The 26,456-nt window shown below is 35.0% G+C and carries 25 protein-coding genes and 2 pseudogenes; 17 read left to right on the top strand and 10 right to left on the bottom strand.

Translation table 11 applies throughout. From position 1 onward, the window contains the following. Positions 1-13 precede the first annotated feature (13 nt). The 4 genes from GKR88_08880 to GKR88_08865 all read right to left on the bottom strand — a co-directional run bounded on the left by GKR88_08880 (position 14) and on the right by GKR88_08865 (position 2,535). Positions 14-277: a T9SS type A sorting domain-containing protein gene (locus GKR88_08880; protein ID QMU66679.1), complete on the bottom strand. Its 264-nt coding sequence runs from the start codon at positions 275-277 to the stop codon at positions 14-16. 175 nt (positions 278-452) lie between these two features. Continuing rightward, complete coding sequence (locus GKR88_08875) at positions 453-1,001, bottom strand: choice-of-anchor B family protein (GenBank protein ID QMU64390.1); 549 nt, start codon at positions 999-1,001, stop codon at positions 453-455. Positions 1,002-1,028: 27 nt separating this feature from the next. After that, positions 1,029-2,027 (bottom strand): hypothetical protein, encoded by a 999-nt coding sequence (locus GKR88_08870; GenBank protein ID QMU64389.1) that lies wholly within the window; start codon positions 2,025-2,027, stop codon positions 1,029-1,031. Then, positions 1,954-2,535: a choice-of-anchor B family protein gene (locus GKR88_08865; protein QMU64388.1), complete on the bottom strand. Its 582-nt coding sequence runs from the start codon at positions 2,533-2,535 to the stop codon at positions 1,954-1,956. The genes GKR88_08870 and GKR88_08865 overlap by 74 nt, the downstream gene beginning before the upstream one ends. A gap of 119 nt (positions 2,536-2,654) precedes the next feature. Between GKR88_08865 and GKR88_08860 the strand changes: the two genes are divergently transcribed. From GKR88_08860 to GKR88_08820, 9 genes and pseudogenes are all read left to right on the top strand, one after another. Continuing rightward, the gene (locus GKR88_08860) at positions 2,655-3,533 is read left to right on the top strand and encodes an IS982 family transposase (protein QMU64387.1); all 879 of its coding nucleotides are present in this window, start codon (positions 2,655-2,657) and stop codon (positions 3,531-3,533) included. A 385-nt stretch (positions 3,534-3,918) separates the two neighbouring features. Continuing rightward, positions 3,919-4,776: an ATP phosphoribosyltransferase gene (locus GKR88_08855; protein ID QMU64386.1), complete on the top strand. Its 858-nt coding sequence runs from the start codon at positions 3,919-3,921 to the stop codon at positions 4,774-4,776. Further along, entirely contained in the window at positions 4,773-6,056 is a 1,284-nt protein-coding gene (gene hisD, locus GKR88_08850) for a histidinol dehydrogenase (protein ID QMU64385.1), read from the top strand. The genes GKR88_08855 and hisD overlap by 4 nt, the downstream gene beginning before the upstream one ends. Continuing rightward, positions 6,053-6,529 (top strand): aminotransferase class I/II-fold pyridoxal phosphate-dependent enzyme, encoded by a 477-nt coding sequence (locus tag GKR88_08845; protein QMU64384.1) that lies wholly within the window; start codon positions 6,053-6,055, stop codon positions 6,527-6,529. The genes hisD and GKR88_08845 overlap by 4 nt, the downstream gene beginning before the upstream one ends. Next, positions 6,526-7,617 (top strand): annotated as a pseudogene (gene hisB, locus GKR88_08840) (bifunctional histidinol-phosphatase/imidazoleglycerol-phosphate dehydratase HisB). The gene GKR88_08845 and the pseudogene hisB overlap by 4 nt, the downstream one beginning before the upstream one ends. Further along, a complete protein-coding gene (hisH, locus tag GKR88_08835; GenBank protein ID QMU64383.1) occupies positions 7,614-8,192 on the top strand; it encodes an imidazole glycerol phosphate synthase subunit HisH in 579 nt (192 codons plus the stop codon). Before hisB ends, hisH begins: the two are co-directional and overlap by 4 nt. Further along, positions 8,189-8,902, top strand: a complete 714-nt coding sequence (hisA, locus tag GKR88_08830; protein QMU64382.1) for a 1-(5-phosphoribosyl)-5-[(5-phosphoribosylamino)methylideneamino]imidazole-4-carboxamide isomerase — start codon at positions 8,189-8,191, stop codon at positions 8,900-8,902. Before hisH ends, hisA begins: the two co-directional genes overlap by 4 nt. Next, a complete protein-coding gene (gene hisF / locus GKR88_08825; GenBank protein QMU64381.1) occupies positions 8,896-9,648 on the top strand; it encodes an imidazole glycerol phosphate synthase subunit HisF in 753 nt (250 codons plus the stop codon). Before hisA ends, hisF begins: the two co-directional genes overlap by 7 nt. Next, a complete protein-coding gene (locus GKR88_08820) occupies positions 9,645-10,229 on the top strand; it encodes a bifunctional phosphoribosyl-AMP cyclohydrolase/phosphoribosyl-ATP diphosphatase HisIE (GenBank protein QMU64380.1) in 585 nt (194 codons plus the stop codon). The genes hisF and GKR88_08820 overlap by 4 nt, the downstream gene beginning before the upstream one ends. Positions 10,230-10,284: 55 nt before the next feature. Here the strand turns inward: GKR88_08820 and hflX are convergent, their stop codons facing one another. From hflX to aspS, 3 genes are read right to left on the bottom strand one after another with little or no spacing between them, the layout of a single operon-like run. Then, positions 10,285-11,490 (bottom strand): GTPase HflX, encoded by a 1,206-nt coding sequence (hflX, locus tag GKR88_08815; GenBank protein QMU64379.1) that lies wholly within the window; start codon positions 11,488-11,490, stop codon positions 10,285-10,287. A gap of 34 nt (positions 11,491-11,524) precedes the next feature. Then, positions 11,525-11,761, bottom strand: a complete 237-nt coding sequence (locus tag GKR88_08810; GenBank protein ID QMU64378.1) for a hypothetical protein — start codon at positions 11,759-11,761, stop codon at positions 11,525-11,527. Between the two features lie 14 nt (positions 11,762-11,775). Further along, a complete protein-coding gene (gene aspS / locus GKR88_08805; GenBank protein QMU64377.1) occupies positions 11,776-13,530 on the bottom strand; it encodes an aspartate--tRNA ligase in 1,755 nt (584 codons plus the stop codon). Positions 13,531-13,783: 253 nt separating this feature from the next. Between aspS and GKR88_08800 the strand changes: the two genes are divergently transcribed. From GKR88_08800 to GKR88_08790, 3 genes are read left to right on the top strand one after another with little or no spacing between them, the layout of a single operon-like run. Then, complete coding sequence (locus GKR88_08800) at positions 13,784-14,143, top strand: cupin domain-containing protein (GenBank protein QMU64376.1); 360 nt, start codon at positions 13,784-13,786, stop codon at positions 14,141-14,143. A gap of 1 nt (position 14,144) precedes the next feature. After that, a complete protein-coding gene (gene rsmI, locus GKR88_08795; protein QMU64375.1) occupies positions 14,145-14,816 on the top strand; it encodes a 16S rRNA (cytidine(1402)-2'-O)-methyltransferase in 672 nt (223 codons plus the stop codon). Positions 14,817-14,876: 60 nt separating this feature from the next. Beyond that, positions 14,877-15,449 carry a uracil-DNA glycosylase family protein gene (locus GKR88_08790; GenBank protein QMU64374.1) on the top strand — a complete coding sequence of 191 codons (573 nt, stop codon included), beginning with the start codon at positions 14,877-14,879 and terminating at the stop codon, positions 15,447-15,449. 105 nt (positions 15,450-15,554) lie between these two features. On the opposite strand, the gene GKR88_08785 is transcribed toward GKR88_08790, so the two are convergent. Next, positions 15,555-16,145: a carboxymuconolactone decarboxylase family protein gene (locus tag GKR88_08785; GenBank protein QMU64373.1), complete on the bottom strand. Its 591-nt coding sequence runs from the start codon at positions 16,143-16,145 to the stop codon at positions 15,555-15,557. Between the two features lie 250 nt (positions 16,146-16,395). On the opposite strand from GKR88_08785, the gene GKR88_08780 reads away from it, so the two are divergent. Then, complete coding sequence (locus tag GKR88_08780) at positions 16,396-16,692, top strand: hypothetical protein (GenBank protein ID QMU64372.1); 297 nt, start codon at positions 16,396-16,398, stop codon at positions 16,690-16,692. A gap of 25 nt (positions 16,693-16,717) precedes the next feature. Here GKR88_08780 and GKR88_08775 read toward each other — a convergent pair whose 3' ends face one another. Beyond that, positions 16,718-17,713 (bottom strand): transposase, encoded by a 996-nt coding sequence (locus GKR88_08775; GenBank protein QMU64371.1) that lies wholly within the window; start codon positions 17,711-17,713, stop codon positions 16,718-16,720. Positions 17,714-18,178: 465 nt separating this feature from the next. On the opposite strand from GKR88_08775, the gene recJ reads away from it, so the two are divergent. Continuing rightward, complete coding sequence (recJ, locus tag GKR88_08770) at positions 18,179-19,864, top strand: single-stranded-DNA-specific exonuclease RecJ (GenBank protein QMU64370.1); 1,686 nt, start codon at positions 18,179-18,181, stop codon at positions 19,862-19,864. A gap of 578 nt (positions 19,865-20,442) precedes the next feature. On the opposite strand, the pseudogene GKR88_08765 reads toward recJ, so the two are convergent. Continuing rightward, a pseudogene (locus GKR88_08765) lies at positions 20,443-21,437 on the bottom strand (transposase). Positions 21,438-21,726: 289 nt separating this feature from the next. Between GKR88_08765 and GKR88_08760 the strand changes: the two are divergent. From GKR88_08760 to GKR88_08750, 3 genes are all read left to right on the top strand, one after another. Then, on the top strand, positions 21,727-23,886 hold the full coding sequence (locus GKR88_08760) for a helix-turn-helix domain-containing protein (GenBank protein QMU64369.1): 2,160 nt from the start codon (positions 21,727-21,729) through the stop codon (positions 23,884-23,886). Between the two features lie 170 nt (positions 23,887-24,056). Beyond that, a complete protein-coding gene (locus tag GKR88_08755; protein ID QMU64368.1) occupies positions 24,057-25,004 on the top strand; it encodes a tyrosine-type recombinase/integrase in 948 nt (315 codons plus the stop codon). Continuing rightward, positions 25,001-25,930: a tyrosine-type recombinase/integrase gene (locus GKR88_08750; GenBank protein QMU64367.1), complete on the top strand. Its 930-nt coding sequence runs from the start codon at positions 25,001-25,003 to the stop codon at positions 25,928-25,930. The genes GKR88_08755 and GKR88_08750 overlap by 4 nt, the downstream gene beginning before the upstream one ends. The last annotated feature ends 526 nt before the right edge of the window (positions 25,931-26,456 follow it).

Here is a 26,456-nt window from a genome sequence, read left to right as displayed (position 1 = left end):
AAATAAAAGCCATTTAATGCAAAACGAGCTTCTTTGAAATAAATGCATTGATTTTTACAATATACACTCCTTTTGACTGATCTCCTACAGGTAAAACGAATTCCTCCCGATTAATATTTTGTTTGGAGAAAATTTTTGTTCCTGAAATACTATATACTTCAATAAACTGTATTGGTCGGTTTTGGGTAGCTTTAATTACAGGATTGCTAACTGTCGGATTTGGAAAAATAGAAAGAGACCTTTGCAAAATAGTGATATATTCCGTATTAAAATTGATTTGACTTCAAATTTCTTCCTTCTCGAAAATTTTAAATCCTCAAAACCAACAGGTTATTCCGGTTCAAAATGTTCTTCGGGCGTCGAACTTTTTTGCCAAATCAATGCTGCAAAGATCTCAGAAAATGTATTTTTGAGGGTTTCATCTGTTGTACTTAATGTTCCTGATTTTCTCACTACAAAAGCCCCCTTTGTATATCATTAATGCCAAAAAGAATATTACCACTGGCAAAGTAGGGGTATACACTCCATGCTCCACTATACCCTGTTCCATTATCGGCCGGATAGGTATCAAAGTACCCTATTTCACTTAATTGGTTGCTGGTTCCACTAATGTTTGAGAGGTCTAAAACTCGCATTCCCACTCTGTAACTGGCCATAAAAAAGCGAGTTCCTTTTACATATCCGTTATGATCTACAACTGTTGAAGGCCCAAAATAATTGAAAGAATGTACAGGGTTGTCCAAGTCCTGAAAATTAAAGACAATGGTTCTTGTATTTAAACCAAAATCTTGTTCATCCGATTCGTCTACCAAGGTAAAGTATCGTTGATCTTCTGTAAACCACCCTTGGTGTGTGAAGCCTATTTGAGGATATATCACATCGGAAATTTTTATAACATTACTCTTGTCCGTTACGTCTAATATGACCATTTTTGTTTCGTTGCTTCCAATTAAAATTTCTTTTCCCGTATAATCCGAATCAGGATCATTATAGGTTACCACCTGAGCATTATTGTGCTTAGTCTTATTTCAATTGAATATCGTTTTGTCACCAGCTATACCAACTCGAGTAATAGATACTTTAAATAATTGTCTGTTTTCTCCGGTGTTTTGAATATTCATATTGACTATTCTATTTGTTCCAAACGTTTTAGATATAACATCCCATGTTTTTAACCGTGGAACAATAACGTTTATCCCCTCGACAATTCGAGATACTAAGACCTCATAATTATTTTCGTCTATTCTAGCTATTACCAGCTCATAAGAATCACCACATAAATCCATGGTTTTAGTTTCACCAACTTTTAGTTTCATTTTCATTTTCTGAGTACATGTTATCGAAGAAAGTCTTGATGTAACTACTCCTATATATACATTTTCAGCAGTAATATCCAAAGAGCCATCTTGTTTTACGACTCTCTTAAAAGAAGTTTGCAAATCCGTATTTATTGACTTTAAAGCCAAATCTAACTTAGCATGTTGTTCATTGTTAAGTGCATCCGAAACATTAAATGACAAGGAAGAAGCCTTTACTGCACCTGTAACAACAATCCTATTATCTGCGTACCAATTCAAACCGTCAACAAGACAACGCGCATTATTAAAATTTGGACCAGACAACGCAGGGTCAACACTAAGAACTTTTCCTCCAGTTATTGTGCTGTTGATTTTATTCGAAATAAGAGAAGATAAACTTGCATCTAAACCTGCCTTTACTAGAGCTATTTCGAATTTGATTTTTAACTCAGCCTCAAATGATTTTTCGCTTGTTGCTTGAACAACGATACTACTTGCACTTGTATCTAATCTTGGTTCTGCATCAGAAGAAAAGCATCCTCCTGATGGTATTTGTTCTTCACCAACTAATACTGATGGTAAATCAATTTGACCTAGCGGCAAGTTAAGCGCTAAGTATTTTGAGTTGTGGGTTGTTGGATTTGCTTCGAAGCTTTCAAAAGTGGTTTTTGTTGTTCCACATGATAAGGTCAATAGACAAGTTACTAAGATTAATGGTCGGTTTTTCATAATATGTTGATTTATTGGTTACATCATTCTCTAGATTAAGCACAACATCATTATATACGGCATCGGCAGTAGATGTTTGAGGAGATGTTACACTTCTCAATCGGGTTAAATCAAAAATCTGCATTCCGTGATTTCCCACATTATCTGCAACAATAAATGCATGATTCTGATAAATTTTTACATCTCTCCAAAAGCTGGTATTACCACTTTGAGTGTCCATTCTTCCCAAATATACAGGATTAACAGGATCGGAAATATCAACAAAAGTCATACTATTGGTCATTCCAGCAATGGCATATTCTTCTCCGGTAATCGGGTCTGTCCAACCCCAGACATCACTTCCTTCGGGAGAGCCTAAAGTGTTTGCTAATGTACTCACCGGTACATTTGATAACAGGTCATAATCATTACATGGGTATTCTCCGGCAAAACCGCTGACACAAGGTGTCTGGGAATATCCGAAAAAAACCATAAGAGTAGTGCAAAAGAAAAATAAATTTAGTTTCATCTTATAAAGATCTGTACAAAGATATATTATATAACCCGTTGTGCATTATGATTTAGGACAAAAAAGGTTGTTCATCTTACTGAAAATCAGTAAATTGATTTAATCACAAATCATTTATAATGAACAACTTAAATGCAAATTACGAAAGAATATTGGAAGTATTAAGAAAAATATCAAAAGAACAACTTTTAATTTATCAAAGGCGTGAACCTAAACTTAGTGATTTAGAACTCATCAGTTTAAGTTTAACGGTAGAATTTATGGGAATTGATAGCGAGAATGATTTGTTTAGGAAACTCCCAATTGCAATTTACCAGAAAATAGAACGAAATGTTTATAACAAAAGAAGGCGTAGATTATTAGATCATTTGGACAGTATTCGATTAAAATTAGCTTCCTACTTTAATGAATTTGAGAATTATTTTATCGTTGACAGTATGCCTTTGGAAGTTTGCAAATTATCAAGAAGTTATCGTTCTAAAATCTGCAAAGAAACAATGCATACCTTTCCAGACAAAGGTTATTGTGCATCTCAAGGTACTAATTATTACGGGTATAAGTTGCACGCAATTTGTTCTGTGAGCGGTGTTTTTCAGAGTATCGATTTTAGTCCAGCATCTGTACATGATATCAATTATCTTAAAGCGGTTAAAATGCAGATTAAAAGCGCTACTTTAATTGGTGATAGAGGATATTTATCCGCAGAAGTTCAACTTAATTTATTTGAAACCTATGATATTAAATTAAATACACCAATGAGAAATAATCAAAATCAGTATAAGAAACAAGCTTATATTTTTAGAAAATCTAGAAAACGTATAGAAACTTTGTTCTCACAATTATATGACCAGTTTATGATTCGAAGAAACTATGCTAAAACTTTTGAAGGATTTAAAACAAGAATAATATCTAAGATAATTGCTTTAACTGTAATTCAATACATCAACAAATTTTTCTTTGATAGAAATATCAACAATATTAAAATCAGCATTATTTAAAATGCACAACGGGTATTATATAGTTTAAAAGTTGGAAAGTTTCAGGTTCCAGGTTTGAATCATCACTTATTTGAAAGAAACAGGTTAAAAGTGATTTTAAAATGCGAGTGATATTTTATAATAGATTTTATTTATGATGCTATAAGTAAAATCTATTATAAAGTCAAAAAATAAAGCTTGTGTATTCCCATAAATAAACTTAAGTTTGTACCCGTTAAAAAATGATAAGTGAATTTTATAATATTACATCATCACCATACTCATAGTTGCCCTCAGGCGAGGTGATATTGGAATGTAGTACTTTAAAATAATATCAAAAACCGCTTGAGTAAATCAGGTGGTTTTTTATTTCCACAGGTTTGCCCAGGCACATTTTAAAAACAAAATGAGTAAACTAAAAATAGCCATTCAAAAAAGAGGAAGGCTACATGAAGATTCGTTAAAACTTTTAAAAGACTGTGGTATTGCCATTATTAATGGCAAGGATCAATTAAAAGTAGTCATAGATCATTTTCCTGTGGAAATTCTTTACTTGCGTAATTCCGATATTCCCCAATATATTGAGGACGGAACAGCAGATATTGGTATTATTGGAGAAAACTTGCTTATTGAAAAACAAAAGCAGGTAGCCGTAGTTGAGAAATTAGGCTTCTCGAAATGCAGGGTTTCGCTAGCCGTTCCAAAAGAAGTTGAAAACAATAGTATTGATTATTTCAACGGTAAAAAGATAGCTACATCCTATCCTGTTACACTTCAAAACTATTTAGATGAGAACAATATTTCCGCTGAAATTCATACCATTTCCGGTTCCGTAGAAATTGCCCCCAATATTGGTTTGGCAGATGGTATTTGTGATATTGTCAGCTCGGGAAGTACTTTATTTAAGAATGGTTTAAGAGAAACTCAGGTGATACTTACATCGGAAGCCGTATTGGCTAAATCATTAAAACTTACACCGGATCAGGAAGCAATATTAGAAAAATTGCTATTCAGAATTAAGGCAGTTTTGAGGGCTAAAAAAAGTAAGTATATTTTATTGAATGTACCTAATGAAAAGATAGGTGCGGTTACCCATATTCTCCCTGTCTTAAAAAGTCCAACCATTTTACCATTGGCAGAAGACGGTTGGAGCTCTCTACACTCGGTAATTGAGGAAGGTCAGTTTTGGGAAGTCATTGATGAGTTAAAAACCGCCGGTGCAGAAGATATTTTAATTGTCTCAATTGATAAAATGGTGATATGAAAACATATGACAAACCCAATAGAGAACAATGGGATCAGCTTACAAAACGGCCTACAGCTAATGAAGAGCAACTTAAACAAGCAGTGGGTTTAATTTTAAATAATGTAAATCAAAATGGAGATAGCGCATTAATCGAATATACCCGTATGTTTGATGGGGTGGAATTAACAGCTCTTAAAGTATCTGAAAAAGAAATAAATCAAGCCATTATTCAAACTCCTCAAGAATTGAAAGATGCTATTGAAGTTGCTTACCGAAATATTACTGCATTTCACAAAGCACAACAACTTAAAGAAGATGTAATAGAAACAACTTCCGGAGTTAAATGCTGGAGAAAATCCGTAGCTATTGAGAAAGTCGGCTTGTATATTCCCGGTGGAAGTGCTCCGCTATTTTCTACGGTCTTGATGTTGGGGATTCCTGCACAAATTGCAAGATGTAAAGAAATAGTACTGTGTACGCCTCCAAATAAAAATCAAGAAATTCATCCGGCTATTTTATATACTGCTCAGCTGGTGGGAGTTTCTAAAATTTACAAAGCCGGAGGGGCACAAGCAGTAGCTGCCATGGCTTATGGTACGGCAAGTATTCCTAAGGTTTATAAAATTTTTGGCCCGGGAAACCAATATGTAACTAAAGCCAAAGAGTTGGTTCGGCAGGAGGGAGTAGCTATTGATATGCCTGCGGGGCCCAGTGAGGTGTTAATAATAGCCGACCGTACTTGCAATACCGTTTTTGTAGCGGCTGACCTATTGTCTCAGGCGGAGCATGGAGAAGATAGCCAGGTAATTCTATTAAGTGACGATGAAACTGTTGTAAAAGCGTGTTTGGCAGAAGTAAATAAACAAGTCAAAAATTTATCAAGAAGAAAAATAGCATTAAAAGCATTGACCCATAGCAAAGCCATGATTCTAAATAATATCGAAGAATGCATTGAATTAAGCAATCTTTACGCTCCGGAACACTTAATTATTGCTTCGGAAAATGCGGACCAGTTTATAGATAAAATTACGAATGCCGGTTCGGTTTTCTTAGGGAACTACAGCTGTGAATCTGCCGGAGATTATGCAAGTGGTACCAATCATACACTCCCGACCAATGGTTATGCCAAAAACTATAGCGGAGTTTCTTTAGACAGTTTTGTAAAAAAAATCACTTATCAAGAGTTGAGTAAAGAAGGAATAAAAAATATTGGCAGTGTTATAGGAATAATGGCTGAAGCAGAAGCATTAACAGCCCATAAAAGCGGTTACACTGCGATTAAAAGAAATAAACGATGATTAACATAGCACATATGGTACGCGCCAATATCTTGAAACTAAAACCTTATTCCAGTGCCAGGGATGAGTTTGCCGGCCAGGAAGGGGTTTTTCTGGATGCCAATGAAGAAATGATAGCATTTTACAACAAGGTAAAGCCACCATATAACGTCAGTAAAATTAATCATCAAGCAGCAATGAATGCACTTCACAACTATAAAAACTATCAAGAAATGCTGGCCGTAATTTTAACTGAAAAAGAAAGGCTTACATCTGAGCTTCAAAAAATAGATGCGGTAAAAAAAGTTTATCATTCCGACGCTAATTTTTTATTACTGAAAGTAGATAACGCCAATCAAATGTATGACTATCTGGCAGCGCAAAAAATCATCGTTCGCAATAGAACAGCTCAAATTGCCAACTGCCTTAGAATATCCGTTGGAACCGCCCTGGAGAATAATCAACTAATTAATGCATTAAAAAAAATATCATGAAAAAAGTCTTATTTATTGACCGTGACGGAACCCTGGTAATCGAACCTCTTGTTGATTATCAATTGGATAGCCTTGAAAAATTAGCGTTTTATCCCGGTGTATTTCAGTGGCTGGCAAAGATTGTTACAGAACTGGATTTTGAATTGGTAATGGTAACAAACCAAGATGGATTGGGTACCGACTCTTTCCTCCAAGCTACTTTTTGGCCGGCTCAAAACAAGATCATTCAAGCATTTAAAAACGAAGGCATTGAATTTAAGGAAGTTTTGATTGATAAGAGTTTTCCCGAAGACAATGCGCCTACCCGAAAACCAAGAACAGGCTTGTTAAACGAATATATGTATGGCGATTATGACTTAGCCAATTCGTTTGTGATTGGTGACAGAGCAACAGATGTTGAATTAGCTGTCAATTTAAAAGCACAAGGAATTTTCATAGGTAATGATACGAATGCCGATTCTGTACTTTCTACAACTAGTTGGGCGGACATCTACAATTTCCTGAAAACAATTCCGCGAAAGGCCACCGTTACCCGAAAAACCAAAGAAACGGACATCTCGGTATATGTAGATTTGGACGGCATGGGAAAATCGAGTGTACATACCGGAATAGGTTTTTTTGATCATATGCTGAATCAAATTGCCAAACACGGAAATTTAGATTTGAATGTGAGTGTAAAAGGAGATTTGTAAATAGATGAACACCACACCGTAGAAGATGTTGCCATTACGCTCGGTGAGACCTTCTTAAAAGCGCTGGGAAGTAAAAAAGGAATAGAGCGATATGGTTTTCTTTTACCTATGGACGATTGTCTTGCACAAGTAGCCGTTGATTTTGGCGGAAGGCCTTGGTTGGTTTGGGAAGCTGATTTTAAACGCGAGATGATTGGAGAAATGCCTACGGAAATGTTCATGCACTTTTTTAAATCATTTAGTGATTCGGCTAAATGCAATCTCAATATGAAAGCAGAAGGCAATAATGAACATCACAAAATAGAAGCAATTTTTAAAGCTTTTGCCAAAGCCATAAAAATGGCTGTACGTAAAACAAACAATTATAGTGTCCCCAGTACAAAAGGCTTACTATGATAGTTATTATAAAATACAATGCGGGTAACATACAATCGGTTCAAAATGCATTGAGCCGATTGGGTTATGAAAGTATCATTACAGATGACAGTGCTGATATTCGGAAAGCGGATAAAGTGATTTTCCCGGGAGTCGGTGAAGCCGGTACAGCTATGGAATATTTAAAAGAAAGAAGGCTGGATAAACTAATGAGTTCCATTACGCAACCTTTTCTGGGGATTTGCCTGGGGTTACAACTCATGTGTAAAAGCAGTGAAGAAGGCAATACCAAATGTCTTGGCATTTTTGACACTGAGGTAAAGCTGTTTCCTCCGAAAGAGAAAGTACCACACACAGGGTGGAATAATTTTGAGAAACTGAAAGGGGGTCTATTTAAGAATGTAAAACCCGGCGATGACGTATATTATGTCCACAGCTATTATGCTGAACTGTGTAAAGAGAGTGTGGCAACTTGTATGTATATCCAACTGTTTAGTGCAGCTTTGCAAAAAGATAATTTTTATGCTACTCAATTTCACCCTGAAAAGTCAGCCGGAATTGGTGAGCAAATACTAAAGAACTTTTTAGAATTATGAGAATCATACCGGCAATAGATATTATAGATGGCAAGTGTGTCCGGCTATCCAAAGGAGATTATAACACTAAAAAAGTATACCACGAAAACCCTATGGATGTTGCCAAAGCATTTGAAGATAATGGTATTCAATACTTGCATTTAGTTGATCTGGACGGAGCTAAATCGCAGTGCATTGTAAACTATAAAGTATTAGAAACGATCTGTACTAAAACTCATTTAAAAATAGACTTTGGTGGTGGGCTAAAGTCTGACGAGGATGTAAGAATTGCTTTTGAAAGCGGTGCTAATCAAATTACGGGAGGAAGTATTGCAGTGAAAAACCCGGATACTTTTAAAAGGTGGTTTAATCAATATGGAAGTAAAAAAATCATATTGGGAGCAGATTGTAAACACCGAAAAATAGCCACTTCCGGCTGGGTAGAAGTATCTGAATGGGATGTCATAGCTTTTATAAAACAGTACGAAAAAGAAGGTGTCAGTTATGTCATCTGTACGGATATTACAAAGGATGGAATGCTGCAAGGGACGTCAAATGAATTGTATCGGGAAATCATGAATGAAACCCATGTAAAATTAATTGCTAGTGGAGGGGTTTCTAATTTAGACGACCTGACGAATCTAAAAGAACTGGGTTGTGAAGGTGCCATTATCGGGAAAGCGTTTTACGAAGGAAAAATCACACTCAGACAATTACAGGAATTATGCTGAAAAAGAGAATTATACCCTGCCTGGACATAAAGGATAGCCGTACGGTTAAAGGAATCCATTTTGTAGGCATAAAAGATGCCGGAGATCCCATTGAACTGGCGAAACGATATGTGAACCAGGGGGCTGAGGAATTGGTTTTTTTAGACATCACAGCTACCGTGGAGAACAGAAAAACACTTGTTGAATTAGTTAAACGTATCGCTGAAGAAATCAATATTCCTTTTACTGTTGGAGGAGGAATATGTACTGTGGAAGATGTAAGCAATTTAATTAAAGCAGGTGCTGACAAGGTAAGTATCAATTCATCAGCAGTTAAGCGACCGGAATTGATAAAAGAAACTGCCCGGGAATTTGGAAGTCAATGTGTAGTCATTGCGGTTGACACTCAATTGGAAAAAAGAGAATGGAACGTATTTGTTCACGGGGGCAGAACTCCCACTCCTTTAAAAACAGTTGATTGGGCAAAGCAAGCCGAGTCATTAGGTGCCGGAGAAATATTGCTTACTTCCATGAATAATGACGGAACTAAAAATGGCTTTGCAATAGCCATTACGAATCAGGTCACTGAAGCAGTCAATATCCCGGTTATTGCATCCGGAGGTGCCGGAAGCAAACAACATTTTGAAGAGGTATTTAGGCAAACCGGAGTAACCGGCGGTTTGGCTGCCAGTATTTTTCACTTTGGAGAAATCCCGATACCGGAATTGAAAAATTATTTAAAAACAAAAAATATACCCATACGATGAACATAGATTTTAAGAAAGGAAATGGATTAGTACCTGTAATTATCCAGGATAATAACACCCTTCAAGTCCTTATGCTAGGCTATATGAATGAAGAGGCTTTGGCAAAAACCAAAGCTGAAAGCCGGGTTACTTTTTTTAGCAGAACTAAAAACAAATTATGGACCAAAGGCGAAAAGTCCGGGAACTATCTGGATATAATCGATATTCAAATAGATTGTGATAACGATACTATTTTGATAAAAGCTATTCCGTCCGGACCAACCTGCCACACGGGAAGTACTTCTTGCTTTAAAGAAAAAACAGCCAAAGGATTTGTATACGATTTACAAGCTACTATCCATCAAAGAATAGATACTAATGATGAAAATTCTTATACGAATAAATTATATCGAAAAGGGATAAACAAAGTAGCTCAAAAGGTGGGCGAAGAAGCTGTTGAACTGATTATTGAAGCGAAGGATGACCATGATGAATTGTTTAAAAACGAAGCCGCTGATCTATTGTACCATTACTTAATTATACTAAAAGCAAAAGGCTTTACATTTGAAGACATTGAAAGTGTATTAAAAGAGAGAAAATAGAATAGTTAAAGGTGATAACAGACTGGAAAAAGTAATTCATTGCTACATTGCCCCATCAAACCACAGTATTTTCATACAAAAAATCATTATAAGGAAAACGTTGGATGTGAATCTTTTTCACCTCTTCATATACCTGTTCTTTAAAAACTTCCAGATTTTTTTTGTTAAGTGCGGAAATAAAGACAGATTCTTTTTCCATATCATTCATCCAAGTATTTTTCCAATCCTCTAACGTATAATGAGCTTTTGTTTTTTCTGTGACCAAATCATCTTCGTCAATGGTTTCGTATGTATAGGCATCCATTTTATTGAATACCATTACAGTGGGTCTATTTCCACAATGAATTTCGCTTAAAATAGTATTTACGGAAGTTATATGTGCTTCAAAATTAGGATGCGAGATATCTACTATATGCAATAATATATCTGCTTCGCGAACTTCATCTAATGTAGATTTGAATGATTCCACCAACTGTGTCGGCAGTTTTCGAATAAATCCAACCGTGTCGGTCATTAAAAACGGAATATTCTTAATAACCACTTTTCTAACCGTGGTATCTAAAGTAGCAAATAACTTGTTTTCTGCAAAAACCGCACTTTTACTGATTACATTCATCAGGGTAGATTTTCCTACGTTGGTATATCCTACCAAGGCAACACGAACCATCTTACCCCGATTCTTACGCTGCACAGCCATTTGTTTGTCAATGGCTACTAATTTTTTTTTCAGTAATGCAATCTTATCTCGAATAATACGTCTGTCGGTTTCGATCTCTGTCTCTCCCGGGCCACGCATTCCTATACCTCCTTTTTGCTTGTCCAGGTGAGTCCACAAACGTGTTAAGCGAGGTAACAAATATTGGTGTTGTGCCAATTCAACCTGTGTTTTGGCAGCACTGGTTTTTGCTCTCTGTGCAAAAATATCCAGAATTAAATTTGTTCTGTCTAAAATTTTACAATCCAGAATCTTTTCAATATTCCGCAATTGGGCAGGAGATAATTCATCATCAAAAATAGCCGTTCCGATATGATGTGTTTCTATATATGCTTTTACATCTTCCAGTTTCCCGATTCCTAAGAATGTTTTCGGATTAGGTTTTTCAAGTTTTTGTACAAATCGTTTTACGGAAATTCCACCGGCTGTTAAGGTTAAAAATTCCAGTTCATCTAAAAATTCTTTAGCCTGATCCTCATCTTGTTGTTGGGTAATAACTCCTATTAAAACTGCCTTTTCCGATTTTGCTTCTCTCTGGTCAATCATAAGCAATAAAAGTACATAAAAAACCTTTTCATACTTATTTTGAGTCCTGATTCATTTTGCCAAAAAAAGTTTTACCGTCAATTATGTATTTTTTGTATTTCCCGGCTCTATATCGATGATAAATAAAAAAAGGCATAAAAATAAAAGAGAAAAAGAAAACACCTAACCCCATTACAACTTGAGCTTTTTCATGTTCTACATATAGGAAACAAGCTCCTACAAGCATCCAAACAACAAAAATAACAAAGAGTATTTTAACAAAGGTTTTCATAAGAAACGGTTATTTCATTCTTTCTCCTCTAACTTGATATTGAGCTCTTTTAATTGTAACGCATCAATCGTAGCAGGAGCATCAATCATTACATCTCTTCCCGAATTGTTTTTCGGAAAAGCAATAAAATCGCGAATGGTTTCCCGCCCTCCTAAAATAGCTACCAATCTATCCAGTCCAAAAGCAATTCCGCCATGTGGCGGTGCTCCGTATTGAAAAGCATCCAGCAAAAATCCAAACTGCTCTTTAGCTTCTTTTTCCGTAAACCCAAGATGCTTAAACATTATTGCTTGTGTTTCTTTGTCATGGATTCTAATAGAACCTCCGCCTATTTCATTTCCGTTCAGTACTAAGTCATAAGCATTTGCTTTTACCGCTCCGGGGTTTGTGTCCAATAACTCCAATTGCCCCGGTTTTGGTGATGTAAACGGATGATGCATGGCATAGTAGCGCCCCGTATCCTCATCTAACTCCAGTAGTGGAAAATCCGTTATCCATAACGGTGCAAATTCAGCGGGTTTGCGCAGACCCAATCGTTCGGCCAGTTCTATACGTAGTGCACTTAACTGTACTCTTACCGTATGGGTTTCTCCTGACAAAATACAAATTAAATCTCCTGCTTTAGCACCGGTAATCCCAGCCCATTTTGCCAAGTCTTCCTGATCGTAAAATTTATCTACGGATGATTTAAATGTCCCGTCTTCATTACATTTGACATAAACCATTCCCAAAGCTCCTACTTGCGGGCGACGTACCCAGTCAATGAGTTTGTCAATTTCCTTTCTCGTATATGCTGCTCCGCCCGGAACTGCGATACCAACTACCAGTTCAGCACTGTTAAATACGGTAAACTCTTTGTGTTGGGCCACTGCATTCAATTCGCCAAACTCCATTCCAAAGCGTATATCCGGTTTGTCATTCCCATAGATACGCATGGCATCATCATACTGCATCCTGGGGAATTTAGCAAGATCAACTCCTTTAATTTCTTTTAATAAATGCCGTATCAATCCTTCAAAAGTATCCAGAACACCATCCTGTGTTACAAAAGCCATTTCACAGTCAATTTGTGTAAATTCCGGCTGGCGGTCGGCACGTAAATCTTCATCTCTAAAACACTTTACAATCTGGAAATATTTATCTATTCCACTGACCATTAGCAATTGTTTAAAGGTTTGCGGTGATTGTGGCAATGCATAAAACTGCCCTTGATTCACCCTACTTGGCACTAAAAAATCACGCGCTCCCTCCGGAGTGGATTTTATTAAATATGGGGTTTCCACATCAATAAACCCTTTATCAGATAAGTATTTTCGGACTTCCATAGCAACTTTATGACGAAGCAGCAGGTTTTCTTTTACCGGGTTTCTTCTAATATCCAGATAGCGATACTTCATTCTAATATCTTCACCACCGTCTGTTTCATCTTCAATAGTAAATGGTGGTAATAATGATTCACTCAAAATATTCAACTGAGTGACCAACACTTCTATATCGCCTGTTTTCATGTTTGGGTTCTTCGATTGGCGCTCAATTACTGTTCCCGTAGCTTGAATTACAAATTCCCGCCCCAGATTTTTTGCTTTTTCCATAATAGCAGATGAAGTTCTTTCCTCGTCAAAAATCAATTGCGTAATTCCGTACCGATCCCTAAGGTCTACCCAAATCAAAAACCCTTTATCCCTCGATTTTTGTACCCACCCCGATAGTGTAACTTCCGTATTGATATGTGACGTTCTTAATTCGCCACAAGAATGTGTTCTATACATAGTGCTGTTTTAGAATATCAATTTTCATTGCTACTTTTATATCATATGAATGATTGTTTTACTCAAAAGACGAAGTCCTTTTTTCAAATATTTACATTCGTTAAGTAATCCTTTCAAATTTTTCAACCTTTCAAACAATACTACTCAGTAAATGACAAAACTAATTATCGGTTGCAAATTTAATCAAATCCTTAGAACAAGGCTATTTTCAAACAGATCATTTGTTACTGTAAAATCTTTGTAAATTTGTAGTATGAGCGTCATTAATATTCAAGAAAAGCTGGCTCTTTTTTCAGAGCAATGGGCACCTAAAAAAATTGGAGAACTCAACGGGCAGCAGATTTTATTAGCTAAAATTCAAGGCGAATTTGTTTTTCATAAACACGATCATGAAGATGAACTGTTTATGGTGATAAAAGGCCAATTACTATTGGAATTAAGAGATAAAACCGTAACGGTGAATCCCGGAGAGTTTTTTATTGTTCCCAAAGGAGTTGAACATAAGCCTGTTGCCAAAGAAGAAACACATTTGCTGCTTTTTGAGCCTTTGAGTACAAAACATACCGGCGATGTTGTGGCGGATATTACAGTAGAAACCTACGAAGAAATTTAAGATGTCTAAACTTTACATCGTCCCTACGCCTATTGGAAATTTAGAGGATATGACTTTCAGAGCTGTTGCCGTTTTAAAAGAGGTAGATACTATTTTAGCGGAAGATACCAGAACCAGCGGAAAACTTCTAAAACATTTTGATATTACAACGCGGATGCAAAGCCATCACATACACAACGAGCATAAAACCGTAAAAAATATTGTCAACCGTATGCAAACCGGCGAATCTTTTGCACTGATTTCCGATGCGGGGACTCCCGCAATTTCCGATCCGGGGTTTTTATTAGTCAGAACCTGTATAGAAAATCATATAGAAGTTGATTGTCTTCCCGGTGCTACCGCTTTTGTTCCTGCTCTGGTAAATTCCGGTTTGCCAACTGATACATTTGTCTTTGAAGGATTTCTTCCGGTAAAAAAAGGACGGCAAACCCGATTGAAATTTTTAGCGGAAGAAATGCGTACCATGATTTTTTACGAATCACCTCACCGATTATTGAAAACCCTGACTCATTTTATAGAGTACTTTGGCCCGGACAGGCAGGTTGCTGTTTCAAGAGAATTATCGAAAAAGTTTGAAGAGACCTTTCGAAGCACAATTGCGGAAACTTTGGTTCACTATACAAATAACCCTCCAAAAGGGGAGCTTGTTGTGGTTGTAAAAGGAAAGAGATAAATCATAGAAAACCCTTAATTTTAATATCACCTTTGTATCTTTAATTCCTGATTTTACCTCATGAAGCAACTGTTATCAGATATAAAAAATTGTACGGTCTGTGCCAAACACCTGGCTTTAGGGCCAAGGCCGGTACTTGCTGCCAGTCCAAATTCAAAGATCGCCATTATCGGACAAGCTCCGGGTACGAAAGTACACGCTTCAGGGATTCCCTGGGATGATGCAAGTGGAAAACAGCTCAGAAAATGGTTAGATGTTACCGATGCTGTTTTTTATAATAAAGAATTGTTTGCCATAGTTCCAATGGGGTTTTGTTATCCCGGAAAAGGATCCAGTGGCGATTTGCCTCCCCGTAAGGAATGTGCTCCTTTGTGGCATCAGGCTTTATTTGACAAAATGCCGAACATCAAATTAATGGTTTTGATAGGTATGTATGCTCAACATTACTATTTAGGTAAAAAAGCCAAGCGTACATTGACAGAAACCGTAGATAATTACCCTGACTATTTGCCTACCTACTTTGTACTGCCACACCCATCGCCCAGAAATCGATTTTGGCTAATGAAAAATCCCTGGTTTGAAGAAAATGTGGTTCCGGAACTGCAGAAAAAAATACATGTACTCTTGGATTAATTCACAAAATTATACCGAAATGAATACTAAAGTGATCTAAAGATTGTGTAAGGAAAATTTCAAATTTCATAGCAAGATTGGGTTATTTTAGTATTCTTTTTAGTGTTATATGTGTTTTCCTGCCTCAAACCCGTGTTTTCCCAAATATCGATGACCGCTTTCAATAGCAGGTGCTTCCAAGGTAGTTCCCATAGAATCATTCCATCGATTTAAATACCCGAACAAGGAGATAACACCAAGCATTTCCACAATTTCTTCTTCATTCCAGTATTTATATAATCTGGTTTGAATTTCCGCATCTACCTGATTCGGAACCTGGCTCGCTGCTAACGAAAAATCCAATGCAGCTCTTTCTGCGTCGGAAAAGGCAGGATGTGTTTTGTATTCCCAAATATTATCTAATTGCTCCTCTGTGGCTCCGTAACGTTCCGCAGCTCTTATGGAATGAGCTTGGCAATATCTACATCCGGTGGCATTGCTGGATACCCAGGCAATCATTCTTTTCAGCGCAGAGGTTACAAGCCCTTCATTGGCCATTACGGCTTTATTCAGGTTAATAAAAGCTTTTGAGATAGCCGGTCTGTACTGCATCGTCAATACGGAATTCGGGCAGAAGCCTAAAGTTTCATTAAAAAATGTTGCTAGCTCTTTCGTTTCCAAATCGTGTTCTGCTGATAAAGGTGTTACTAATGGCATATGTTTTAGATTATGTTTTTTAGATTAATTTTGCAATAAGCTAAGATACATTTTATGGACAAAATAATTTTAAGAGACCTTTGCAGAATTTATTTGGCAAAAAAGTTTAACGCTCGAAGAAAATTTTGAACCGGAGTAATCAGGTGGTTTTGAGGATTTAAAATTTTCGAGAAGGAAGAAATTTGAAGCCAAATCAATTCAAATATGGAATATATCCTTATTTTGCAAAGGTCTCTTTAAATAATATCATATGACAATAGATATCGTAACTACCGTTTGGAAAGAAAATATGCTGTTTGAATCGGATAACCCTAACGGACATACACTACCCATAGATACTTCTTCCAAATACGGAGGAGAAAACAAAGGCTTGGGCCCAAAAGCATTGATGCTTTCATCCTTAGCCGGTTGTTCGGGATTGGATGTCGTTTCGCTGTTAAAAAAAATGCGGGCAGAAGTAGCTGATTTTAAAATAGTTGTTACGGGAGAACTTACGGAAGAACACCCTAAATACTATCACCGGGTATTCTATGATAAAAACAAGTAAAAGTTGAGATATTATTTTTACTAATTTATGCAGCAAATTTAAAAGTATCTACATAGGGTGTTTGTCGTTTGACAACGGCAAACACTCTTGCTATTAATTTGTTTCTAATAATGTTAACGGTACTCATTTTACTTTTGCCTTGTTTTATTCTTTTATGATAGTATAATTTCATTTCTGGGTTATGTTGTATAGCAGAAATAGCGCACATATTAATAATTGCTTTCAATTTTTTATTAGCCAAATGAGAGACTTTTGTACGTCCTTTAATACTAGTTCCAGATTGGTAAGGAAAAGGAGCAACACCACAATAAGAGGCAAACTTTCTCCAGTTTTCAAATTTTGAAAAATTGTCAGTAAACACAATCATCATTATAGCAGTTTGCATTCCTATACCTTTAACACTAGTAACAAGTTTATAGGTTTCTTTTAACATTATATTTTGGTCAATAATAGCTTGCATTTGAGTATTAATCTTGTGTATTTGTTTGGTTAGTTCTGCAATCATTTTTTGTTGAACGTCAAAGATTATTTTATACTCTTTTGCTTTATAAATTCTTTTTTGTTCTTTCAAAGTAACTTTAAAACCAGCTCTTTGTTTGTTAAGTTTTGTCCTTAAAGATAAGAGACTTTTTAGTTGTAATATACTTCTTTTAGGTAGCTTACTGGGTTTAAGTTCTTCTTTTAATCGATACCCATATAGAGCAATGCGTTTGGCATCAATTTGGTCATCCTTTCCACGAGCAATACCAATAGATCTTTTAATTTCTAAACCAGAAGCTATGAAAAAAGATAATTTTTGTTCAGTTAAAGACACAGATAATAAATGAGAGTACATTCCTGTATGTTCAAATACAAACATGGTTTCTTCTTTAGAGAAAGACGAATTTTTAAAACTCCACTTTAGCATTAATTTAAATCCAGATTTACTGTTCTCAAACTGTTGAACAATTTGTTTAGAATAGATACAAACATCAATTAATAATTTACTGACATCGATTCCGATAATTTCATTTGTTTTCATAATTTTGTAATTAGATATTAATAATAGTTACTTAAACTAAGACCTTTAATAAGGGCAGAAACTGAAATTCTATATGGTTCTAAGTAACTTTTAAAAAGAACGGAGACTAATACGGGGGATGGCTCTAAAAAGCTAGCTGGCCGCTAAAGTTCACTCCGTTCTTTTGTGTTTTTGGTTATCAACAAAATAAGAGTTATTAACAAAGAAAAAAAGAAGCAAAAAAAGAAATTTCATCATAACTATTATGTTTTTATTTTAAGTAATTATTTCTATTTGCTAATCTAAAGGTAACTGTTGAATATCATTTTTCCGGAACCGGCTTACAAGAAGGTAAAATTAAAAAAGCAGTAGATCTCTCCATAGAAAAATACTGTGGGGTGATGGAAATGTTTCGTCAATTTGCAAATATACATACAACGGTGTATCTTCACGAAAAATAGTATTGAACACTAAAGATAAATTGTTATGCGTTGGAAACTAAAACCGGAACCTCATTCAGATATCGTAACCCAGTTGGCTAGCTGCTTGTCTATCAATAAAACGTTGGCAAAATTATTGGCTCAACGAAATATTTCAAATTTCGAAGGAGCCAAAAAATTTTTCCGACCAAGTTTGGAAGATCTACACGACCCCTTTTTAATGAAAGATATGGAATATGCGGTAAATAGGATTGAAAAGGCCATTGCTGCCAATGAATCTATTTTAGTATATGGCGATTATGATGTGGATGGTACGACTGCTGTTTCTCTGGTTTTTTTGTATTTAAAAACGATTTATGATAAGGTAGTTACCTATATCCCTGATCGCTATGAAGAAGGTTATGGGATTTCTTATCAGGGAATCGATTTTGCTGCCGACAATCATTTTTCTTTGATAATTGCTTTGGATTGTGGTATTAAAGCTATTGAAAAAGTGGCATATGCTTCTGAAAAGAATATTGATTTTATTATTTGTGATCATCATAAACCGGGAGATGAAATACCTCGGGCTATTGCCGTTCTAAATCCAAAAAGAAAAGATTGTAGCTATCCTTATGATGAACTGTGTGGTTGTGGAATCGGTTTTAAACTGATTACAGCTATGGCTTTTAAAAAAGGGCAAGTCATAGAAGACATGAAATTGTATTTGGATTTGGTAGCGGTGGCCATTGCTGCGGATATTGTGCCCATGACAGGCGAAAACAGAATCTTAACCCATTTTGGATTACAGGTTATCAATACACAGCCGAGAAGTGGTATTAAAGCAATGACCCACCAACTCAAAAAAAGCAAATTGACCATTACGGATGTGGTATTTATCATCGCTCCGAGAATTAATGCTGCCGGAAGGATGAAACACGGAAATCATGCTGTTGAATTATTGACAACCATTGATTTTGATACTGCCGTTCATCATGCTGCTTTGATAGAAAAATATAATATAGCCAGGAAAGAAGCAGATAAAAAAATTGCGGAAGAGGCTTTATGGCAAATTAAAAGGAATAATGAGGAAAATAATTTTACTACAGTTGTTTTTAATGAAAACTGGCATAAAGGAGTTATTGGAATTGTTGCTTCCAGATTGATAGAGACCTATTACAGGCCTACCCTAGTTTTTACGAAAAGTAAAGATAGGTTCACTGCTTCTGCAAGATCGGTAAAAGGTTTTGATATATACCATGCACTGGAGCAATGTTCGGAATTTATAGAACAGTTTGGAGGGCATACCTATGCTGCCGGTTTGACATTACTTCCCGAAAAATATGCTGGTTTTAAAAAGAAATTCGAAGAGGTTGTCTCCAAAACCATCGATAAAAAATTATTAACCAGAGAAGTTTTGATAGATACTGAAATAGATCTCTATGAAATTACTCCGAAATTTTTCAGAATTATTCAACAAATGGCACCATTTGGCCCACAGAATATGAATCCGGTTTTTAAAACTTCTGCCGTAAGAGATAATGGTTACGGAAAACAGGTAGGAACTGATAAAAATCACTTACGATTACACATCATTCAGGGAGCAGACAGAAAAACGTATCATGCTATTGGCTTTGGTTTGGGAGAAAAAATAAGTAGCATCCATAATGATTTTGACATTGCATACTCTTTGAGTGAGAATGAGTGGAATGGAATAAAATCTATGCAGCTCATACTAAAAGATATTAGCTAATACTGTTTTGAGTTTGAAAGTTTTTTTAACAACTTGGAAATACCAACTTTTAAGGAACTCAATTCTTATAAAAACACCGAAAGAATCATTATCTTTATAAGAGGGTAAGGTGAGAAAGAGATATAATTATTTCCTAAATTACAATAATTTATATATGAACTCATTTAAACTTTTTGGATTTAAGCGAAAATTAAGAACCTTTTTGGCAGTTTATAAAAAATAGTTAAACTGCGAGAAAATTTTTAGAATTTTCTTGTTTTTACGACAAGAGCTAAAAAACACAAAAGCAATCAAAACTTCTGTATATACCACCATAATGGCAGAATAAGAGGAAGAAAGTTCTGTATATAAACAAGTTGGCAAACATTAAAAAAGACAGACTTTGGGATTCTTAGACATCGTTAAAGGGTTAACAAAATCCAAACAGGACAAGGACAACAAAAGTACGACCGAGCCAGTCGACATTAACATTTCACGTGCACAGAAGATTCTGTTACCCAAACTGAAGTTTGAAAGACCTACTGACCCCGTATTCTATGATAAAAACAAGTAAAAGTTGAGATATTATTTTTACTAATTTATGCAGCAAATTTAAAAGTATCTACATAGGGTGTTTGTCGTTTGACAACGGCAAACACTCTTGCTATTAATTTGTTTCTAATAATGTTAACGGTACTCATTTTACTTTTGCCTTGTTTTATTCTTTTATGATAGTATAATTTCATTTCTGGGTTATGTTGTATAGCAGAAATAGCGCACATATTAATAATTGCTTTCAATTTTTTATTAGCCAAATGAGAGACTTTTGTACGTCCTTTAATACTAGTTCCAGATTGGTAAGGAAAAGGAGCAACACCACAATAAGAGGCAAACTTTCTCCAGTTTTCAAATTTTGAAAAATTGTCAGTAAACACAATCATCATTATAGCAGTTTGCATTCCTATACCTTTAACACTAGTAACAAGTTTATAGGTTTCTTTTAACATTATATTTTGGTCAATAATAGCTTGCATTTGAGTATTAATCTTGTGTATTTGTTTGGTTAGTTCTGCAATCATTTTTTGTTGAACGTCAAAGATTATTTTATACTCTTTTGCTTTATAAATTCTTTTTTGTTCTTTCAAAGTAACTTTAAAACCAGCTCTTTGTTTGTTAAGTTTTGTCCTTAAAGATAAGAGACTTTTTAGTTGTAATATACTTCTTTTAGGTAGCTTACTGGGTTTAAGTTCTTCTTTTAATCGATACCCAATAGAGCAATGCGTTTGGCATCAATTTGGTCATCCTTTCCACGAGCAATACCAATAGATCTTTTAATTTCTAAACCAGAAGCTATGAAAAAAGATAATTTTTGTTCAGTTAAAGACACAGATAATAAATGAGAGTACATTCCTGTATGTTCAAATACAAACATGGTTTCTTCTTTAGAGAAAGACGAATTTTTAAAACTCCACTTTAGCATTAATTTAAATCCAGATTTACTGTTCTCAAACTGTTGAACAATTTGTTTAGAATAGATACAAACATCAATTAATAATTTACTGACATCGATTCCGATAATTTCATTTGTTTTCATAATTTTGTAATTAGATATTAATAATAGTTACTTAAACTAAGACCTTTAATAAGGGCAGAAACTGAAATTCTATATGGTTCTAAGTAACTTTTAAAAAGAACGGAGACTAATACGGGGGATGGCTCTAAAAAGCTAGCTGGCCGCTAAAGTTCACTCCGTTCTTTTGTGTTTTTGGTTATCAACAAAATAAGAGTTATTAACAAAGAAAAAAAGAAGCAAAAAAAGAAATTTCATCATAACTATTATGTTTTTATTTTAAGTAATTATTTCTATTTGCTAATCTAAAGGTATGGATGTGATAGATTTTGTAATGCACAAAGAGTCCGTAGGCGGACAGCCCATTACAAAACATCAAGCCATCAACAAATGCAAAGAAATTTTAGGCTATCAAAAAACCAATAACAAGGAGCGTTACCAACCAGATTTAAGCAAAAGCCAGTTCCTGGCCAATATATTTCAGTATTTCTGTAATGCCGTTTACAATAGCACTCCTGCCAAAACCTATTTAGAAAGTAGAAACCTAGACTTTAAAAAACTTACCTCTAGTGGATCTCCAGTAGGTTACAATGCAGGACAGTTCCACCATGGTTCTCGGCGAGACGAGCAATTAATACAACGATGTGTAAACTATGGACTGTTGATAGACAAGAATATTTTAAGCAGAACAGGCAACAAAGCCTACGGTGTTTTTGGGAAATGGAGTATCTGTTTTGCTTTAAAAAATAAGAACAATGAAATAACGAGTTTGTATTTTAGAAGTACATTAAATGACAAGAAAAGCAAACACTTTTATTTGAAAGACAGAAAAGGACTTTATCCAAATTATCCCAAACCAACGACTAAAAAACTAATCCTTACCGAAGCAATTATCGATGCAGCTTCATTATTACAAATAAAAACCATCACAAAGGAATACGAAGTATTAAGCTGTTACGGAACCAATGGACTAACCGCAGAACACAGCGAGGCACTGAGCCAATTAAAACAACTAGAAGAGATTATATTTTTCTTTGACAATGACGAAGCTGGTCGCAAAGCGATAGCGAAATATAGCGAAATGCTACAATCAGAATATCCAAAACTAAAAATGAGTAGCGTAGAACCTATAAACAAAGACATCAACGAAACATTACAAGCCCATACAGAAGAAATATTTATAGAACTGTTAAACAAAAGAACAGCACTTGTTTTTTCAAATGAGAAACCCACTGAAAACAAAACAATCGAAAGACCGAACGCAAGTAACAGTATTGATTTTTTGAAAAGAAAGCATCTACTGAAGAACTTAAATCAACTCATTGGCAAAGCAGGAATAGTAGGCGAACAAAACAGCAGGATGTTACTTTTTTTAATCATTGTTAGCTACCTTAATAAAAACCCCTTACACGCATTAGTACAAGGAAGCTCTGGAAGTGGGAAAACACATATTATTAGTAGAATAGCCGATATGATGCCCCAAGAAGACGTTTTACGATTTACAAGAATAACAGAAAGCAGTTTGTACAATTGGGGCGAATTTGACCTATTTAAAAAAGTAGTGGTCATTGAAGATTTAGACGGATTAAAAGAAGATGCTTTGTATGCTTTACGAGAGTTTATATCCAATCAAGTATTGCGAAGCTCCGTAACCATAAAAGACAAAAAAGGCAATAACAAAAGCCGTCATAAAATAGTAAAAGGACAGTTCAGCAGTTTAAGTGCCACCACCAAAGGCGAAACCTACGAAGACAATATGAGCCGAAGTTTTTTAATAGCAGTCGATGAGAGCAAGACACAAACTACTAAAATCATCAACTACCAAAACCAAAGAAATGCAGGAGAAATAGACCCAAACGAACAACAAAAAGCAATACACTTTATACAACAATTGGTTAGAAACTTAAAAGATTATGAAGTGGTCAATCCCTATGCAACAAAACTAAACTTACCAGACAAAGTACATAAAATAAGACGATTGAACGAAATGTATCAAGCCGTTATTAAACAAGTTACTTTTTTAAACCAGTACAATCGAAAGTTAAATACCAAAGAGCAATTAGTTGCCGAAATAGAAGACATAGAACAAGCAACCGAAATTCTTTTTGAAAGTATTATTTTAAAAGTAGATGAACTTGATGGAAGCCTACGCCAGTTTTTTGAACACTTAAAAAAGTACGTCAAGAACGAGAACCAAGACTTTATATTAAGAGAAATCAGACAACATTTAAACATCAGCAAAACCCAAGTCTTTAGATACGTTCAAACACTTACAGAACTGGAGTATCTAAAACAAATAGGCGGTTATGCCAATAAAGGCATCAAGTATAAAATTAGTTATTGGGACAACTACCAAAAAATACGAGTAGAAATCAAAGATTTTTTAATGCTACAAATCCAACAACTCAAATCCAAAAACCAAACAGCACCAAGTAAGCCAAAACATAAGAAAATATCAGAATTGGTTCAATGATAAATTGCCTGTGGTGGCTCACCACTGAAACGCTAGAGAACACCAGTGGAACGCTAGAATAAACCCTAAATAATTGAAAATAAAACAACTATCTGTCGTATTGTAGCTAGTGTTCCTAATTCCATAAAAAGACAAGCGTAAAAGTATCATACCTATAAAACTGTCATAAGATGGGCAAACCAAGCAAGCATATTATTTATAATCAAGCATACCAAAAAGAAGCCATAACATACCGAAACTATTTACTATTATTAGGTTATGCCAAAGAAACCTGCCAATCAAAATACTTATATTTAAAAGAATTTTTTAACTCGTTGGAAGCCGTAGGAGTTTACAAATTACAAGACATCACCGCTGTTGAAATTGGGAATTTTTATGAAAAAACAGCAAACAGAAAAAGCATTAAAACCCAAGAAAAGCTAAAGCAAAAAACAGTATACGATATCATGCGTTGCGTACAAACCTATTTAGGCTACCTACTTGATTTAGGAAAAATAACAAACCATCCAGCTTCACATTTAAAATTTACCTATTTAAATGAAAAAGTAGAACGAAGCATATTTACACAAGAAGAGATCAATCAACTTTACCAAGCAACAAACACCGAACAAGAAAAAGCAGTATTGCATATGGGATATGGTTGCGGATTAAGAGTAAATGAAATTAGCCAGTTAAATAGAACAGACTTACGATTAACAGAAAACTTAATTATTGTACAAAGAGGCAAGAATAATAAACGAAGATTAGTTCCAATCAATACCATTATAAGCCATGAATTACAAGCATTTATTTTTTCAACTGAAAAAGACAAAGACAAAAAAACAATTGCTAACGATGGCTTACCTGTTTTTACACATAGTAAAGGAGGAAGAATGAAATCTTGGACATTAAATAAACTACTCAAGAAACTACTAAAACGAACCAACTTCGGCAATCAATTTACAACTGAAGAACTTAATAAAATTGGCATACATACATTACGCCATAGCATAGCAACACATCTTTTAGAAAATGGAATGAAGCTAGAACAAGTACAACAATTTTTAGGACACAGCCATATTGAAAGCACAGAAATTTACACACATATCACTCAAAACCAAATCAATACTATGAAATGACCCTAAAAGAATATTTACAAAAGAAATACAGTAAAAGTACTTTGAATAGCAATCTGTACAATATCAAAAAATTTACAGATTATTACCAAAACAAAGCAGAAAAAGCCACATATAAAGACGTTTTAAACTACATTGAACACTTACGAAAGAACTATGACTTAAACCCAAAAACACTCTGTCATTGTTTGTCTGCTGTTAAAATTTACTTCAATTATTTATTAGAAATAGGAAAACGAAAAGACCATACTTGTAGCGAACTCTATCTAAAAGATAAAATCAACAAACAAATACAAGTTGATAATCTATACAGCTCTGAAACCCTGGAACAGTTTTTTGAAAACTATCAAATCAAAAGAAAAAAATATCTTCAAAATAGAAACAAAATCATGATTAGTCTATTGATTTATCAAGGCTTAACAGTAAATGAAATTACAGAATTAGAACTCAAAGACATTGATTTAGACAAAGGCGAAATCTTTATCAAAGGAAAACAAGAAATTACCTCAAAAAGCCCTAAAAGTAGAACCTTACCACTACAAGCCAAACAAGTGCTTTTGATTTACAATTATTTAGAAAAAGACAGAAAGAAATTGTTGAAATACAATCGTAAAAATCCAAATGATACCAGGTTTGTTTTAGGACAATACGGAGAAGCTATACAACCACACGGAATAAGTAGAATTATTAATGAAAACCGAAAAGAGAATGAAAAAATACAACCTCTAAAAATCCGTCAGAGTGTAATTGCTAATCTATTAAAAAAAGAAAACGACACGAGAATAGTACAAGTTTTTGCAGGACATAAAAGAGCCTCTACAACGGTACAGTATAAACAAAGTGAACTGGAAATATTACAACGTGCAATTCATCAATATCATCCGATAAAAGAAGCGGTAAAACCAAAATCCCCCAAAACAAAAGGATGAGATAATAACCCACCCCCGAGGCTGAAAAGCTATTACAGACAAGTTTACTGTGCCCCCATTTTTTTCTGTCATACTTTTTGCAAAAGTTTTTACCAACCACACTACAGCACATTATTTTTTTCAGTTGAAAATACAATTGATTTTTAAAGGTCAACTGAAAAAAAATAAAAAGCTGTTGCCAAGGCTAAAAAACTTTAGCAAAAAGACACTACACTCCAACCACCACCATCGTTGCGTTTATGCCAGAAAAAAAATGGAGGAAGCTATTTAACATAAAATCGCTTCCATTATGGTACAAAAACAATGAGATAATTGATTTTTAAAGGTATTGCTTTTGTACCATAATTCATTTTATGTTCAAGGGGACAAGCCCAAATAGCCACAGCAAACTTACCTGTAATAACTTTTTCCCAACGCTTCCCACCCAAAATAAGGTATCCTTTTGTTTTGGGGGATTTTGGTTTTGCGTTGTTTGCAGAATGTTAAAATGGAATAAATCCCCACCGCACCAGCCTTACAAAGATTT

This window comes from Flavobacteriaceae bacterium, assembly GCA_014075215.1.
In the GTDB taxonomy this organism is placed as follows: domain Bacteria; phylum Bacteroidota; class Bacteroidia; order Flavobacteriales; family Flavobacteriaceae; genus Polaribacter.
Note: the sequence above shows the minus strand (reverse complement) of the source record. Positions and strands in the feature narration are given on the sequence as shown.

Coding starts and splice junctions, on each gene's coding strand:
- GKR88_08870 (QMU64389.1), bottom strand. CDS start 2,027: ATGAAAAACCGACCATTAATCTTAGTAACTTGTCTATTGACCTTATCA.
- GKR88_08865 (QMU64388.1), bottom strand. CDS start 2,535: ATGAAACTAAATTTATTTTTCTTTTGCACTACTCTTATGGTTTTTTTC.
- GKR88_08860 (QMU64387.1), top strand. CDS start 2,655: ATGAACAACTTAAATGCAAATTACGAAAGAATATTGGAAGTATTAAGA.
- GKR88_08855 (QMU64386.1), top strand. CDS start 3,919: ATGAGTAAACTAAAAATAGCCATTCAAAAAAGAGGAAGGCTACATGAA.
- hisD (QMU64385.1), top strand. CDS start 4,773: ATGAAAACATATGACAAACCCAATAGAGAACAATGGGATCAGCTTACA.
- GKR88_08845 (QMU64384.1), top strand. CDS start 6,053: ATGATTAACATAGCACATATGGTACGCGCCAATATCTTGAAACTAAAA.
- hisH (QMU64383.1), top strand. CDS start 7,614: ATGATAGTTATTATAAAATACAATGCGGGTAACATACAATCGGTTCAA.
- hisA (QMU64382.1), top strand. CDS start 8,189: ATGAGAATCATACCGGCAATAGATATTATAGATGGCAAGTGTGTCCGG.
- hisF (QMU64381.1), top strand. CDS start 8,896: ATGCTGAAAAAGAGAATTATACCCTGCCTGGACATAAAGGATAGCCGT.
- GKR88_08820 (QMU64380.1), top strand. CDS start 9,645: ATGAACATAGATTTTAAGAAAGGAAATGGATTAGTACCTGTAATTATC.
- hflX (QMU64379.1), bottom strand. CDS start 11,490: ATGATTGACCAGAGAGAAGCAAAATCGGAAAAGGCAGTTTTAATAGGA.
- GKR88_08810 (QMU64378.1), bottom strand. CDS start 11,761: ATGAAAACCTTTGTTAAAATACTCTTTGTTATTTTTGTTGTTTGGATG.
- aspS (QMU64377.1), bottom strand. CDS start 13,530: ATGTATAGAACACATTCTTGTGGCGAATTAAGAACGTCACATATCAAT.
- GKR88_08800 (QMU64376.1), top strand. CDS start 13,784: ATGAGCGTCATTAATATTCAAGAAAAGCTGGCTCTTTTTTCAGAGCAA.
- rsmI (QMU64375.1), top strand. CDS start 14,145: ATGTCTAAACTTTACATCGTCCCTACGCCTATTGGAAATTTAGAGGAT.
- GKR88_08790 (QMU64374.1), top strand. CDS start 14,877: ATGAAGCAACTGTTATCAGATATAAAAAATTGTACGGTCTGTGCCAAA.
- GKR88_08785 (QMU64373.1), bottom strand. CDS start 16,145: ATGCCATTAGTAACACCTTTATCAGCAGAACACGATTTGGAAACGAAA.
- GKR88_08780 (QMU64372.1), top strand. CDS start 16,396: ATGACAATAGATATCGTAACTACCGTTTGGAAAGAAAATATGCTGTTT.
- GKR88_08775 (QMU64371.1), bottom strand. CDS start 17,713: ATGAAAACAAATGAAATTATCGGAATCGATGTCAGTAAATTATTAATT.
- recJ (QMU64370.1), top strand. CDS start 18,179: ATGCGTTGGAAACTAAAACCGGAACCTCATTCAGATATCGTAACCCAG.
- GKR88_08760 (QMU64369.1), top strand. CDS start 21,727: ATGGATGTGATAGATTTTGTAATGCACAAAGAGTCCGTAGGCGGACAG.
- GKR88_08755 (QMU64368.1), top strand. CDS start 24,057: ATGGGCAAACCAAGCAAGCATATTATTTATAATCAAGCATACCAAAAA.
- GKR88_08750 (QMU64367.1), top strand. CDS start 25,001: ATGACCCTAAAAGAATATTTACAAAAGAAATACAGTAAAAGTACTTTG.